The organism is Bradyrhizobium sp. LA6.1, from assembly GCF_040547805.1.
Classification (GTDB): domain Bacteria; phylum Pseudomonadota; class Alphaproteobacteria; order Rhizobiales; family Xanthobacteraceae; genus Bradyrhizobium; species Bradyrhizobium barranii.
The window spans coordinates 527,498-541,152 of record NZ_JBEPQK010000003.1; the positions used below are offsets into that span (position 1 = coordinate 527,498).

Annotated in this window: 13 protein-coding genes; 6 read left to right on the top strand and 7 right to left on the bottom strand. The window is 64.7% G+C overall.

Annotated features, from left to right (window positions below; genetic code table 11):
* Positions 1-145: 145 nt before the first annotated feature.
* Entirely contained in the window at positions 146-1,618 is a 1,473-nt protein-coding gene (locus ABIB99_RS09655; RefSeq protein ID WP_354079915.1) for a DASS family sodium-coupled anion symporter, read from the bottom strand.
* Between the two features lie 114 nt (positions 1,619-1,732).
* Complete coding sequence (locus ABIB99_RS09660) at positions 1,733-2,539, bottom strand: enoyl-CoA hydratase/isomerase family protein (RefSeq protein WP_354175600.1); 807 nt, start codon at positions 2,537-2,539, stop codon at positions 1,733-1,735.
* A gap of 120 nt (positions 2,540-2,659) precedes the next feature.
* Here ABIB99_RS09660 and nthA point away from each other — a divergent pair, with 120 nt between their 5' ends.
* Genes nthA through ABIB99_RS09675 form a run of 3 tightly spaced genes read left to right on the top strand, consistent with a single transcriptional unit; the run spans position 2,660 to position 4,316 of the window.
* The gene (nthA, locus tag ABIB99_RS09665; protein WP_063983312.1) at positions 2,660-3,283 is read left to right on the top strand and encodes a nitrile hydratase subunit alpha; all 624 of its coding nucleotides are present in this window, start codon (positions 2,660-2,662) and stop codon (positions 3,281-3,283) included.
* Positions 3,280-3,939 carry a nitrile hydratase subunit beta gene (gene nthB / locus ABIB99_RS09670; RefSeq protein WP_166341639.1) on the top strand — a complete coding sequence of 220 codons (660 nt, stop codon included), beginning with the start codon at positions 3,280-3,282 and terminating at the stop codon, positions 3,937-3,939. The genes nthA and nthB overlap by 4 nt, the downstream gene beginning before the upstream one ends.
* Complete coding sequence (locus tag ABIB99_RS09675; protein ID WP_354096318.1) at positions 3,939-4,316, top strand: nitrile hydratase accessory protein; 378 nt, start codon at positions 3,939-3,941, stop codon at positions 4,314-4,316. The genes nthB and ABIB99_RS09675 overlap by 1 nt, the downstream gene beginning before the upstream one ends.
* 245 nt (positions 4,317-4,561) lie before the next feature.
* Here the strand turns inward: ABIB99_RS09675 and queC are convergent, their stop codons facing one another.
* A complete protein-coding gene (gene queC / locus ABIB99_RS09680; RefSeq protein ID WP_354096317.1) occupies positions 4,562-5,278 on the bottom strand; it encodes a 7-cyano-7-deazaguanine synthase QueC in 717 nt (238 codons plus the stop codon).
* Positions 5,279-5,415: 137 nt separating this feature from the next.
* Between queC and mazG the strand changes: the two genes are divergently transcribed.
* Positions 5,416-6,270, top strand: a complete 855-nt coding sequence (gene mazG, locus ABIB99_RS09685; protein WP_063983316.1) for a nucleoside triphosphate pyrophosphohydrolase — start codon at positions 5,416-5,418, stop codon at positions 6,268-6,270.
* A 193-nt stretch (positions 6,271-6,463) separates the two neighbouring features.
* A complete protein-coding gene (locus ABIB99_RS09690; RefSeq protein ID WP_063983317.1) occupies positions 6,464-7,486 on the top strand; it encodes a DUF2278 family protein in 1,023 nt (340 codons plus the stop codon).
* A gap of 78 nt (positions 7,487-7,564) precedes the next feature.
* Here ABIB99_RS09690 and hflX read toward each other — a convergent pair whose 3' ends face one another.
* The 4 genes from hflX to ABIB99_RS09710 form a co-directional block, all read right to left on the bottom strand.
* Entirely contained in the window at positions 7,565-8,944 is a 1,380-nt protein-coding gene (hflX, locus tag ABIB99_RS09695; RefSeq protein ID WP_063983318.1) for a GTPase HflX, read from the bottom strand.
* Between the two features lie 11 nt (positions 8,945-8,955).
* On the bottom strand, positions 8,956-9,204 hold the full coding sequence (gene hfq, locus ABIB99_RS09700; RefSeq protein WP_007591126.1) for an RNA chaperone Hfq: 249 nt from the start codon (positions 9,202-9,204) through the stop codon (positions 8,956-8,958).
* A 248-nt stretch (positions 9,205-9,452) separates the two neighbouring features.
* Positions 9,453-10,823, bottom strand: coding sequence for a nitrogen assimilation response regulator NtrX (gene ntrX / locus ABIB99_RS09705; protein ID WP_063983319.1), 1,371 nt, complete (start codon positions 10,821-10,823; stop codon positions 9,453-9,455).
* Between the two features lie 17 nt (positions 10,824-10,840).
* Complete coding sequence (locus ABIB99_RS09710; protein WP_063983320.1) at positions 10,841-13,228, bottom strand: sensor histidine kinase; 2,388 nt, start codon at positions 13,226-13,228, stop codon at positions 10,841-10,843.
* 45 nt (positions 13,229-13,273) lie between these two features.
* On the opposite strand from ABIB99_RS09710, the gene ABIB99_RS09715 reads away from it, so the two are divergent.
* Entirely contained in the window at positions 13,274-13,558 is a 285-nt protein-coding gene (locus ABIB99_RS09715) for a hypothetical protein (protein ID WP_063983321.1), read from the top strand.
* The last annotated feature ends 97 nt before the right edge of the window (positions 13,559-13,655 follow it).

Genomic DNA, 13,655 nt, shown 5'->3' on the forward strand with positions numbered 1-13,655 from the left:
GAACGCGCTGCACTGCAGCACGCACCATCACCTTTTCAGGTCTTTCTTGCAATGTCAGATATTTGCGGGGAGTTGGACGAAGTTTTCCCAATCCCACCCCGGCGAAGAAAATTCGTCTGCCGGGGGTATGAGCTTCCGGCCCCGCTCAGCTGATCTGCAACCAGGGCAGCACGATCAGCAGCAGTCCCGCGAAATAGAGCAGCCCGAACAGCAGCCCAAAGCCCCAGAACTGGCCCTTCCCGATGTAGCCGCTGCCGAAATACATCGGCGCGGGTCCCGTCGCGTAAGGCGAGATCACGCCCATCAGGCCGAGCGAATACATGCAGAGCATGGCGAGCGTCGTGACCGGCAGGCCGGGGATGCCCGATCCGACCGCGAGCACCACCGGCAGCACGGCCGCCGCATGCGAGGTGATGCTCGAGAAGAAGTAGTGGATCCAGAAGAACAGCGCGACCAGCAGGATCATCGCGGTCGACGGCGACAGCCCCGCGAGCGGTTTGGCGTATTCGGTCGCGAACCATTTGATGAAGCCGATTTCGTTGAGGCCAGAGGCCAGCGTCAAGAGCGAGGTGAAATAGAAGAACACCTCCCAGGCGCTCTTCTCGCTGACGATGTCGGCGAACTCGATCACGCCCGTCACCAGCATCAGCGAGATCACGATGAACACGACGGTGGTGGCGTTGACGAAGTTTGAGCCGAGCAGCGGCACGTGGATGTCCGGGCTCGAGCCCGCGATCCACAGGAACATCGCGAGGACGATCAGAGCCAGCATGATCCACTCGTTGCGCGACATCGGGCCCATCTCGCTGACCTCCCTGGCCGCCCATTCGGAGATCTCCGGGCTGTGCTTCACCTCGGGACGGCAGACCACATAGCTGAGCAGCGGCACGAGGATCATCAGGAGGATGCCGAGCGGCGCAAAGCCGACGAACCACTGCGCCCAGCTCACCTCGACGCCGGCGGTCCTCTTGGCGATCGCAAGCGCGGCCGCATTGGGCGCGAGCGCGGTGAAGAACAGCGAGCTGGTGATCGCGGTTGCCGCAAACGCCGTCCACATCACATAGGTGCCGATCTTGCCGGCGGTCGGCCCGGGCTCGGAGCCGTAGATGCGCGGGATGTTGCTGATGATGGGATAGACGATGCCGCCGCTGCGCGCGGTGTTGGATGGCGTCGCTGGTGCCAGCAGGAAGTCCGACATCGCGACCGCATAGCCGAGACCGAGCGTGTTGCGGCCGAGCTTTTGCACCAGCACCAGCGCGATACGGCGGCCGAGCTGGCTCTTGCGATAACCGATCGAGAATACGAAGGCGCCGACGATCAGCCACACCGTGCTCTCGGCAAAACCCGCCAGCATCCAGCGCAGCGATTTGCCGGGATCGGGATCGATATAGCCGGCGACGCCCGCGACCGTCAGCCCGATGAACCCGACCGCGCCGACCGGCATCGATTCGAGAATGAGTCCGGTGATAACGGCCGCGAACACGGCAAAATAGTGCCACTGATTGGCGTTGAGACCCGTCGGCACCGGCCACAGATAGATGGCCAACCACACCACGAGCGGCGCGATCAGCTTCCAGCTAAACCCTTTTGCCTGAGGCGTCTGCGAGCTTGCGGCCATGGGCCCTCCCCCTCGATTGTCGTCGCATTGTACCGCCCGTTGGCCGAGCCGTTTTTGTCCTAGCGCGGCGTATACGGACTGTCTGCGGCGCGATCAATGGTCTGACTTCACGTTCTACCGCCCCTTGAAGCGCGGCTTGCGGCGGGTCAGGAACGCCTCAACGCCCTCCTTGTGGTCTTCGGTGAGACTCGCCAGTGCGAACTGGTCGACGTCCATGTGGCTGGCGAGATCGTCCAGCGCATGTGCCAGCCGGTTGACGGTCAGCTTGGTCATGGCGACCGAGAGCGGCGGCTGCGCGGCGACCTTCCGGGCAAGCTCCATGGCGGCATCGAACGCATGGCCGGGATCGGCCACCTGCTCCACCAAACCCCACTCGTAGGCCTCATCGGCCGAGATGCGCTGGTCGGCCAGGATCACCGCCTGCTTGGTGCGGGCCGGCCCGATCAGATGCAGCATGCGCGGGATGCTCTGCCAGCTCATGTTCATGCCGAGCCCGATCTCGGGCACGCGCAGATGCGCGTCGTGCCCCATCACGCGGAAGTCGAGCGCCACGGCCAGCGCGACGCCGCCGCCGACGCAAAAACCCTCGATGGCCGCGATCGTGATCTGCTCCATCTCATGCCAGGCATGGGTCAGACGCGGCCCGAGCTTGAGATGCCGCCGCAGCGTGCCGAGATCCATGTCCTTGCGCGAGCGGCCCTCGGCATCCTTGAGGTCGAAGCCGGCGCTGAAGGCGCTGGTGCTGCCCGTCAGAACCACGACGGACGTTGCGGCATCATCCTCGAAACTGCGCGCTGCCGCGGTGAGCTGGCGCAGCGCCTCCGGCGAGAGCGCGTTGATGCCGTCGCCGCGGTCGAACCGCACCACCGCAATCCGCCCCTCCGGTCCGAGCCCCTTCTCGATCGTCACGAAGTCCGTCACCGATGTCTCCCTATCCGCTTTGCTGCGAGGCTAGCCTACATCCGGCCTCACGAATATGGGACCCGGTTGCGCCCCAGCGCATACTCGACAGGCAGGGACCATTGCGCCTATCTTTGCGCCATGAGCCACGATCACGACCATCATCACGACCATTCCGAGCTGTCGGAGACCGAGCTGCGCGTGCGCGCGCTCGAGACGATCTTGACAGAAAAAGGTTATGTCGAGCCGGCCGCGCTCGACGCCATCATCCAGGCCTATGAGACCAGGATCGGCCCGCACAACGGCGCGCGCGTCGTCGCCAAGGCCTGGACCGATCCGGCGTTCAAAAAGGCGCTGCTGGAGGATGGCTCGAAGGCCATCGGCACGCTCGGCCATGTCAGCCGCGTCGGCGACCATCTCGTCGTGGTCGAGAATACGCCAGAGCGACACAACATGGTCGTGTGCACGCTGTGCTCCTGCTACCCCTGGGAAATGCTGGGACTGCCGCCGGTCTGGTACAAGGCCGCGCCCTATCGCTCGCGCGCGGTGAAGGACCCGCGCGGCGTGCTCGCCGATTTCGACGTCACGCTGCCCAAGGACATGGAAATCCGTGTCTGGGATTCGACGGCCGAGACCCGCTTCCTGGTGCTGCCGATGCGCCCCGCGGGCACCGAAGGCTGGAGTGAGGAGCAGCTCGCCGAGCTCGTCACGCGCGATTCCATGATCGGCACCGGCTTTCCCAAGACGCCTGGAGCGCCCTCGTGAACGGCGTCCACGACATGGGCGGCATGGACGGGTTCGGCAAGGTCGAGGCCGAGCCGAACGAGCCGATGTTTCACGAGGAGTGGGAATCGCGTGTTCTCGCCATGGTGCGCGCGATGGGCGCGGCGGGCGCCTTCAACATCGACACCTCGCGCTTCTATCGCGAGACGCTGCCGCCGCACGTCTATCTCTCGAGCTCCTACTACAAGAAATGGTTTCTCGGGCTCGAGGAGATGCTGATTGAGAAGGGCTACCTCACCCGGGACGAGGTCGCCGCCGGCCACGCGATGCAGCCTGCAAAGGCGCTCAAGCACGGCAAGTTCGACCTCGCCAATGTCGAGCGCGTCATGGTGCGCGGCAAGTTCGCCCGCCCTGCTCCGGCGCCGGCAAAATTCAACATCGGCGACCGCGTCCGCGCCAGGAACATCCATCCGACCACGCATACGCGGCTGCCGCGCTATGTGCGCGGCCATGTCGGTGTCGTCGAGCTGAACCACGGCTGCCATGTATTTCCGGATTCGGCGGCGATGGAGCTCGGCGAAAATCCGCAATGGCTTTACACGGTCGTCTTCGAGGGCCGCGATCTCTGGGGCGCGGACGGTGATCCGACCTTGAAGGTGTCGATCGACGCCTTCGAACCCTATCTGGACCCGGCGTGATGAGCAGCACGGCTGCGGCCGCCGCGACGGCGGCCATTCCGAGCATTCCGCGCGATGACGACGGCCCGGTCTTCCGCGCGCCCTGGGAAGCGCATGCGTTCGCGATGGCGTTGACGCTGCACGAGCGCGGCGTGTTCACCTGGCCGGAATGGGCCGCAGCCCTGGCCTCCGAGATCAAGCGCGCCCAAGCCGCCGGCGACCCTGACACGGGCGAGACCTATTACCTGCACTGGCTCGCCACGCTGGAAGGTTTGGTTGCAAGCAAGGGCGTCGCATCGGCGGAGACGCTGCACCGCTACCGCGACGCCTGGGACCACGCCGCCGACCGCACGCCGCACGGCAAGCCGATCGAGCTAAAGCCAGAGGATTTTGGCTAGCTCGCGCCACAATCTCGTCATTGCGAGCGTAGCGAAGCAATCCAGAATCTTTCCGCGGCGGCAGTCTGGATTGCTTCGTCGCTTCGCTCCTCGCAATGACGACGTTGAGAGGGCGCAAGCTCTCTCCTCCGTCGTCGCCCGGCTTGACCGGGCGACCCAGTACGCCGCGGCTTCTCGGCTCAAGCACCTTCTCTGGAATACTGGATCGCCCGCTTTCGCGGGCGATGACGGCGGAGATTGGAGCGCTATTTGCGCCCCGCCGCAAACTCTCGCCATCCCTTCGCCCGCAAACTGCACGCCGGGCACTCGCCGCACCCGAAACCCCACTCATGCTGCGCGCCGCGTTCGCCGAGATAGCAGGTGTGCGAGTGCTCGCGGATGAGATCGACCAGTCCTGCGCCACCGAGGTCGTGAGCGAGCTTCCACGTCGCCGCCTTGTCGATCCACATCAGCGGCGTATGCAGCTCGAATTGCCTGGCCATGCCGAGCGAGAGCGCGGCCTGCATGGCGCGGATGGTGTCGTCGCGGCAATCAGGGTAGCCGGAATAATCGGTCTCGCACATGCCGCCGACGATGTGGGTGATGCCGCGCCGGTAGGCGAGCGCCGCGGCAAACGTCAGGAACACCAGGTTGCGGCCGGGCACGAACGTATTCGGCAGGCCGTCGGCGCCCATCGCGATGGCGACGTCGCGCGTCAGCGCCGTCTCGGACACAGCCGCCAGCGTCGGAATCGACAGCGTGTGGCTCTCGCCGAGCCTTGCGGCCCAATCGGCACGCAGCCCCTTGATGCCGTCGAACAGCCGGTCGCGGCAGGCGAGTTCGATGGCATGGCGCTGGCCATACTCGAAACCCAGTGTCTCCACGCGTGCAAAGCGGCTGAGCGCCCAGGCGAGGCAGGTGGTGGAATCCTGGCCGCCGGAAAAGAGCACCAGGGCGGTTTGTGATGAAAATGCGTCACTCATGGCCCGCGCTTTAGCACTGCGGGCGCGGCTCGCCAATCTGCCGCCAATCGGTGGAAATCGGCCTGTTCCGCAGCGCCGCGCTGGGAACGGCGGGCCGCTTTTGGCATAAGGCTTTGGAGCCAGGAGACTGCCCCGCAATGACCCCTTCCCGCGACATTTCCCGTCTGATCGAGATCATGGCGGCGCTGCGCACGCCGGTGACCGGCTGCCCCTGGGACCTCGAGCAGAATTTCGCGACGATCGCGCCCTACACGATCGAGGAGGCCTATGAGGTGGTCGAGGCCATCAGCCGCGGCGATCTCGACGATCTGCGCGAGGAGCTCGGTGACCTCCTGCTCCAGGTCGTGTTTCACGCCCAGATGGCTTCAGAACAGAATGCCTTTACCTTCGGCGACGTCGTGGAGGCCATCACCCGCAAGATGATCCGGCGCCACCCTCATGTCTTCGCCGACAAGGACGGCAACCTCGCCTCCTCCCACGTCAAGGAGGTCTGGGACCGCATCAAGGCCGAGGAGAAAGCCGAACGTGCGGCTCGCCGGCCGCCGGAGGAAACGCCGACGCACAAGTCGTTACTCTCGGGCGTCAAGGCCGGTCAGCCCGCGCTGACGCGCGCGATGGAGCTCCAGCGCAAGGCCTCCACCGTCGGCTTCGACTGGAACGACCCGCGCGCGGTGCTGGCGAAAATCCGCGAAGAAGCCGACGAGATCGAGGCGGCGCTCGACCGCAACGACAGCGAGGGGCTGGCGGAGGAAACCGGCGATCTGATGTTCGCACTCGTCAATCTCGCCCGCCACGTCGACGCCGATCCGGAAGCCGCGCTACGCGCGACGAATGCAAAGTTCGAGCGGCGCTTCGCCTTCATCGAGCGCGCGCTTGAGGCGCAAGGGCGGACGCTCGAGCAGGCGTCGCTGGCGGAGATGGACGCGCTGTGGAACGCGGCGAAGAGTGAGGGGAAACCGGTATCAGAGACTCGCTCGCAGGCCCGCCGCTAGCGTTGTGGCCTGCTCCATCGGTGTACCCGCAAGGATCGAAGCGGTCGCGAAGGAGATATAGGTCAGCATCTTTTCCCGAATGCAGCGAGGCGGTCATGGCGGATCGCAGTCAAGCCATGAAACCGTCACGACAAGCAGTCTAGAGTTGAGCAACGGAGCCCGCGCAGCCGAAATCCCACCTCAGGTGAGTGCGATGCCATTAAAGCACTATTCGGTCCTCAAAGGACGCCCGATCGCGATGCGTTTCGGCACCGGCCAGTCGCCGCACTATCAAGTCCATGTCGTGGCCGACAACGCGGATTTCCGCATCGCCGTCAATGTGCAGTCAGCCGACGGAAGCGAAGTCGAGTTCCTGGTGCGATCGCACTTTGTCCATCCGATCACCGATCATCTCGCGGCGCTGCCGGAGGGCCTGCACCCGCAGCCGCCGAAGCCGGCCAGCATCGCGCTGGACTTCATTCGCGGCAATCTGATGCAGCCCCAGGAGATGATCCCGCTGCCGCTGTCCGTGCCCGGACCCGACAATGACCTCAACGAGAAGCTCGACCAGTTCGTCCAGCGCGCGCTCTCAAACGAAAGCGCGATGATCTACGCATTCGGTGAGACATGGGGGCCGGAGACCAAGGCGGACAATTATTTCGGCTTCCGGCCGGGCCGCGGCATTCACGATATCCATATGAATCAGGGAAATCCAATCGGACGATTCTCGGGCGACAACGGGCCATGGCAAGACGGCGGGCTGGTGTTCGAATTCCCGGATCAGAAGCTATGGACGGCGGTCTTCCTCAAATTCCAGACCCAGGCCTGGCACACCGACGACAAGACCGGTGACCCCATCGATCTCGGCGCTCCGACACAGCCGCCAGATCCGACCGCTCCTCCGACCGGGCAAATGCCTGACGGACTCGTGCGCATCATCGCAGCACTCGTCAATGCCTTGAAGACGCCTGAGCGGGAAGTCGTCACGCTGCTCAATACGGCCGATCGCGACATCGATCTCACCGGCTGGATGCTGGCCGACAAGCAAAAGAACAAGATGGTCCTGTCAGGGAAGATCGCGGCCGGGGGCACGCTCGCCGTCGTCGTGCAGAAGCCGATGGAATTGTCGAACCAGGGCGGCATCATTTCGCTGCTGGACGAGCGCGGGATCAAGATCCACGGCGTCGCCTATACCAAGGCGCAGGCGAAGAATCCGGGCCTGACCATTCCATTCTAGCGTTACGCGTCTCAACCCGGAAACGCGGATATGGTCGATATCGCACGCAGGCCGGTCGGGCGCACCGCGCCCTTCGGATCACGCCACGCGCGGCACGGCATCGAACCGGTTCACCACGATATCCCGCTTGGTCTCGTCGACCCGCACCGTCATGTCGAAGCGGCCGTCGTGCAGCTCTTTGGCCAGCACCTCGGAATTCCTGTGCAGCCAGCTGATGCCGGCGCCGTCGGCGGCGTCGATGGAGAGATCGAGCGTGGTGCGCTTTGCGGCGAGACGTTCCTCGATGGCCGCAAGCAGTGCATCGATCCCCTCGCCTGACACGGCCGAGACCAGCATCGCCGGATGATCTTCCGGCCGGCGCGCGGCGATGTTCAAAAGCTCTTCGCGCTTGTCAGGCTCGTAACGGTCGATCTTGTTCCAGACCTCGATGATGCGGCCACTGTCGTCGGGATTGATGCCGAGCTGGCGCAGCACGGCGTCGACGTCGCCCTGCTGGGCCTCGGCATCCTCGTGCGAGATGTCGCGCACATGCAGGATGACGTCGGCTTCCAGCACCTCTTCCAGCGTGGCGCGGAAGGCGGCGACGAGCTGGGTCGGCAGGTTGGAGATGAAGCCGACGGTGTCGGACAGCATCGCCTTGCCGCCATGCGGCAAAGTGAGCGCGCGCAGGGTCGGATCGAGTGTTGCGAACAGCATGTCGGCGGCCTGAACGTCGGCGCGGGTCAGGCGGTTGAACAGCGTCGACTTGCCGGCATTGGTGTAGCCGACCAGCGCGACGACGCGATACGGCACGCGCTGGCGTCCGGCGCGATGCAGCCGCCGCGTCGCCTGCACCTTCTTCAGCTCGCCCTCGAGTTTCGAGATGCGCTCCTGGATCAGGCGGCGATCGGCTTCGATCTGCGTCTCGCCGGGACCGCCCATGAAGCCGAAGCCGCCACGCTGGCGTTCCAGATGGGTCCAGGAGCGAACGAGGCGCGAGCGCTGGTAGTTGAGATGCGCAAGCTCGACCTGGAGCGAGCCTTCCTTGGTCTTGGCGCGGCGGCCGAAGATTTCCAGGATGAGCCCGGTGCGGTCGAGCACCTTGGCGTGCAATTCCTTCTCGAGATTGCGCTGCTGGATCGGCGCCAGCGCGCAATCCATCACGACGAGCTCGACATCGAGGCTCTTGGCCAGCGCGGCGATCTCCTCGACCTTGCCCTTGCCGATATAGGTCGCGGGGCGGATCTGGCTGATCGGCGCGATAATGGCGTCGGCAATGACGAGGTCGATCGCCCGCGCGAGGCCGGCGGCCTCATCGAGCCGGGCCTCCGCGTCACGCTGAACATGGCTTTCCGATTGCGCGTCGGCACCGCCCGCGCGCACACGCAAGTAGGGGCCGATGACAAGCACCCGCCCCGTCTGCTTCGCCCCTGCCGACCGCGGACGGTCGGCCTCCCCGTCGAAATTCCGGGGTTCCAATCAGATCACTCTCAAGCCGGCTGATCCTCGCCGCCTTCGAACAACTGGATCGGAGCGCCCGGCATGATGGTCGAGATCGCATGCTTGTAGACAAGCTGCGAGTGACCGTCGCGCCGAAGCAGCAAACAGAAATTGTCGAACCAGGTCACGATGCCCTGGAGCTTCACTCCGTTGACCAGAAAGATCGTCAGTGGCGTCTTGGTTTTGCGAACGTGATTGAGGAAGGTGTCCTGTAGGTTTTGTGCGCGGTCTGCCGCCATTGTTTTTTTCTCGCTTTGAGTTTCTTTTTATTGCGCCGGTTGCGGCCCTCTTTGTGACATTCGGGGCCTCTTCCGGTTGCCATTCCTCATGAGATCCCCCTCGGAGGAACAGCGGTTCGATTAGAGGACAGGACGGGTTATTAGGCAAGCCGCTTCACGCGGCAGGCCACGCCCAATTGCCCCGAAAAACTACGGAAATCGATGATTTTCCTCGCTAATCCCTGAGGTGCGGCCGCGACGTCGCGGTGTCAGCCGACACCGAGCGCCTTCAGCTTCCGGTGCAGCGCCGAACGTTCCATGCCAACAAACTCAGCCGTGCGAGAAATATTTCCTGAAAAACGGCTAATCTGTGCAATCAAATAGTCGCGCTCGAACACTTCGCGCGCTTCGCGCAGCGGCAGCCCCATGATGTGCTCGCCGTTGTTGCTGGTCGGCATCGCCGGCACCATCGAGCCGACGTCCTGCGGCAGCATGTCGGCGGTGATGATCACCTCCGGTCCGCCCGCGGCCAGAATCATGACTCTCTCAACGTTGTTGCGGAGCTGGCGTACGTTGCCGGGCCACACATGCGATTGCAGCACCGCCATCGCGTCCTGCCCGATCTGCCGCTTGGGCAGGCCGCTGCCGGCCGAGATCTGCTCCATGAAATAGTCGATCAATTCCGGAATGTCCTCGCGCCGCTCCGAGAGCGCCGGCACGCGGATCGGCACCACCGAGAGCCGATGATAGAGGTCTTCGCGGAAATGACCGGCAGCGATCTCCTCTTCGAGATTTCGCGCCGTGGAGGAGATGATGCGGACGTCGACCTGCACCTTGCCGGTGCCGCCGACGCGCTGGAACGACTGCTCGACTAGCACGCGCAAAATCTTGTTCTGGGTCTCGCGCGGCATGTCCGCGATCTCGTCGATGAACAGCGTGCCGCCATGGGCTTCCTCGAGCGCGCCGGGCTTACGCGGCTGCTCGCCATTGGACTGTTCGACGCCGAACATCTCGTGCTCCATGCGCTCCGGCGTGATCGCGGCGGCATTGATCACGACGAACGGACCATCGGCGCGGCCCGAGGCCGTATGCAGCGTGCGCGCGGTCAGCTCCTTGCCGGCGCCGGCCGGGCCGACGATCAGGATGCGGCTGTTGGCCTTGGCCGCGCGATCGATGGTCTGGCGCAGCTGGTTCATGCTCGGCGAGCGGCCGACGAGCGAGCTTGCGCTCGGCGCGAGCTGCTTCAGCTCCTTGACCTCGCGCTTGAGCCGCGAGTTCTCGAGCGCTCTGTTCGCGACCAGGATCAGCCGGTCGGCCTTGAACGGCTTCTCGATGAAGTCGTAGGCGCCGCGCTTGATCGCGGCGACCGCGGTCTCGATGTTGCCGTGGCCGGAGATCATCACGACCGGCAGATCGGCATTGTCCTTCTTGACCTGCTCCAGCAGCTGCAAGCCGTCGAGCTTGGAGCCCTGGAGCCAGATGTCGAGAAACACCAGATGCGGCCTGCGATTGGCGATCTCGGCGAGCGCCGTATCGCTGTCGCGGGCGGTCCGGGTCACGAAGCCCTCGTCTTCGAGAATGCCCGCAACGAGATCGCGAATATCGGCCTCATCATCGACAATCAGAATTTCACTTGCCATGGTTCGCGCCTGTCTTGTCAGATGCCTGTTGAGGCTTCGATCTTCGTTGAATCATTGGTCTTTTCAGCCGCCTCTTTGGTTTCGGCGGCCGGCTGTTTTGTTTCGGGCGGCTTGGCGATGTCCGTGACCGCGTTTGCGGCCGACGATGCCTGCACGGTCCCCTCGCCCTTCGCGGGGGCACCGGAGATCGCAAAACGCATCCGCATCCACGCGCCGCGCTGGCCCTCGCGGAAATCGGAAGCGTCCTTCAGCTCGATACGCCCGCCATGGTCTTCGAGCACGCGGCCGACGATCGCCAGGCCAAGGCCGGTGCCCTTGGCCCGCGTCGTCACATAAGGCTCGAGGAGGCGCGAGCGCGCGACCTTGGGCAGGCCGATGCCGTTGTCGATGACGTCGATCAGCACGTCCTCGCCCTCGCGCGAGACTACGACGTCGATGCGGCCCTTGCCGTAATCCTTGCCGAGCTCCTCCGGCGGCACCTGCTCGACGGCCTCCGTGGCGTTCTTGACGATGTTGGTGACCGCCTGCGAGATCAGCCGCCGGTCGAACTGCGCGCGCAGCGGATCTTCCTTGAATTCGGCCTCGATATCGATCTCGGGATGGGCGACCTTCATCAGGAACACCGCCTGCCGCACGGTGTCGGCGACGTCCTCGCCCTCCATCACCGGCTTCGGCATCCGTGCGAAACGCGAGAACTCGTCGACCATGCGGCGGATATCGTCGACCTGGCGCACGATGGTATCGGTGCACTGCTCGAAGATCTGCTTGTCCTTGGTCTCGGTGATGTCCTTGCCGAACTTGCGGCGGATGCGCTCGGCCGAGAGCTGGATCGGCGTCAGCGGATTCTTGATCTCATGCGCGATGCGGCGCGCGACGTCGCCCCAGGCCGAGGTGCGCTGCGCCGAGACCAGTTCGGTGATGTCGTCGAGCGTGATGATGTAGCTGTCGTGCGGCTGGCTGGTCTTCTCGGCGCTGACGCGGACCGACAGGTTGCGCTCGGTGCCGTCGCGCGTGATCGTGATCTGGCCCTGCACCAGGCGCTGGGTCCCTTCCCGCGCCGTCTTCATCATCTCCTCTAGCTCGGGCAGCACGTCGGAGAGCGGATGGCCGAGCGTCTCCGCTTCGGAGTGCCCGATCAGCTTCTCGGCGGAGCGGTTGAGGATGCCGACGCTGCCCGAATTGTCGACGCCGATGATGCCGGCACTCGCCGAGGACAGCACGGCCTCGATGAAGCGGCGGCGGCTGTCGATGAGATCGCTGGCGTTGACGAGCTCGTCACGCTGGCTGCGCAATTCCTGCGTCATCTTGTTGAAGGTCTCACCCAGCTGGGCGAGGTCGCCTTCCGACTGGTGCACGGGCACCTTCACATGGAGGTCGCCGGTCGAGACCGTGTGGGCGGCGTTCATCAGCCGCCGGATCGGGGCCACCAGCGAGTTGGCGAAGTTGAGGCCGATCAACACCGAGGCCATCAGGATGGTCAGCGCGATCACCGCGAACATCAGCGCGAAGGCGACCTGGATGCCGAGCCGGCGCGACTCGATCTGGGCGTATTCGGCGACGCTGACTTCGGTCTGCTTGAGCTGGTTGACGACGTTCGGATCGAGCGGCCGCGCGACATAAAGGAAGGTGTCGCTGAAGGCGCGCAGGCGGATCACCGCGGCGACGAAGCTCGCATCCGGCAGCACGGCGATCTCGGGCTCGGATTCGTTGACGTTGCTGAGGAAGTCCGGCGCCGGCGGCGAATAGGCGAGCCGCATGCCGGTGTCGGCCGATTCGAGGATATTGGTGTTCTTGTCGATGATCATCGCGCCCGGCAGGTTGCGGGAGCCGGCGCTGGCGGTCAGCAGCTCGCGGAACGAGCGGCGGTCCTGGTCGTAGAGCGGCCGGGCGTGGGCGATGTCATTGGCCATGCCGAGAATGTCGCCGCGGATCAGCTGTGCGTGGTCCTGCATGTAGGCGCGCGCGATCGTCAGCGAATTCTGGATCACCTCCTTGGTCGGGCCGGAGAACAGCCGGTCGAGGCCGCGCTCGATGGTGACGTTGGCGACGACGGCGACCAGCACCGCCGGCAGCACCGCCACGATCGAGAACAGGCTGACGATCTGGACATGGAGGCGCGCCGCCGCCCGGCCCCGCCGCCGCGCCAGGATCAACTGCCAGAGCTCGCGGACGATGATGCCAACCAGCAGCAGGATCGTGGCCGCATTGATCAGATAGAAGGAGCGGACCACCTCCGGCGTCGGCTCGATCCTCGTGAGACCGGTCAGGACCAGGAAGGTCAGGAGGGCCGACAGCAACGCCATCGCCACGGCAAGGGGTGCCAGCCAGCGTCGCACCGACCAACGCCGGGGCTCTTCCGCTGGGGCCGTGTCGAAGTGTGCGGCCGAGGTATCTGCGCTGGTCATTCCGGCAATGGTGCTGAAAACGGGGTCCGCGGCGGGCGGATACTGATGTATTCGTACCACATTGTTGCCGAATTGCGACAATTCCGCGGCGCCCTCGCCGCGACGGACCGGCGCATCCACAGGCCGCTGTTCTGGCAAACCTCGCTTGCGGGAACGGATTCCCGCCCCTGCGGCTTGACCGCCATGGACAGGTTCTTTCTCGCGATGATGGTGTCGGCCGTGCTGCTGCTGATCGTAGCCGCCGACCTCCTGGTCAATGGTCTCGGGGTGCAGCAGCCGCTGGCGAACGTCGCCAGCGCCCAGCCGGTCTCGGCGCGGCTGATCAGATGAGCGCGACGCTGCGCTCGGCGGTTGAATAACAATTCATACGTTCCAGCGGAACGTTTCGGCCTGATTCGGACTTTTGCTCACCGCGTTAGCCACAACG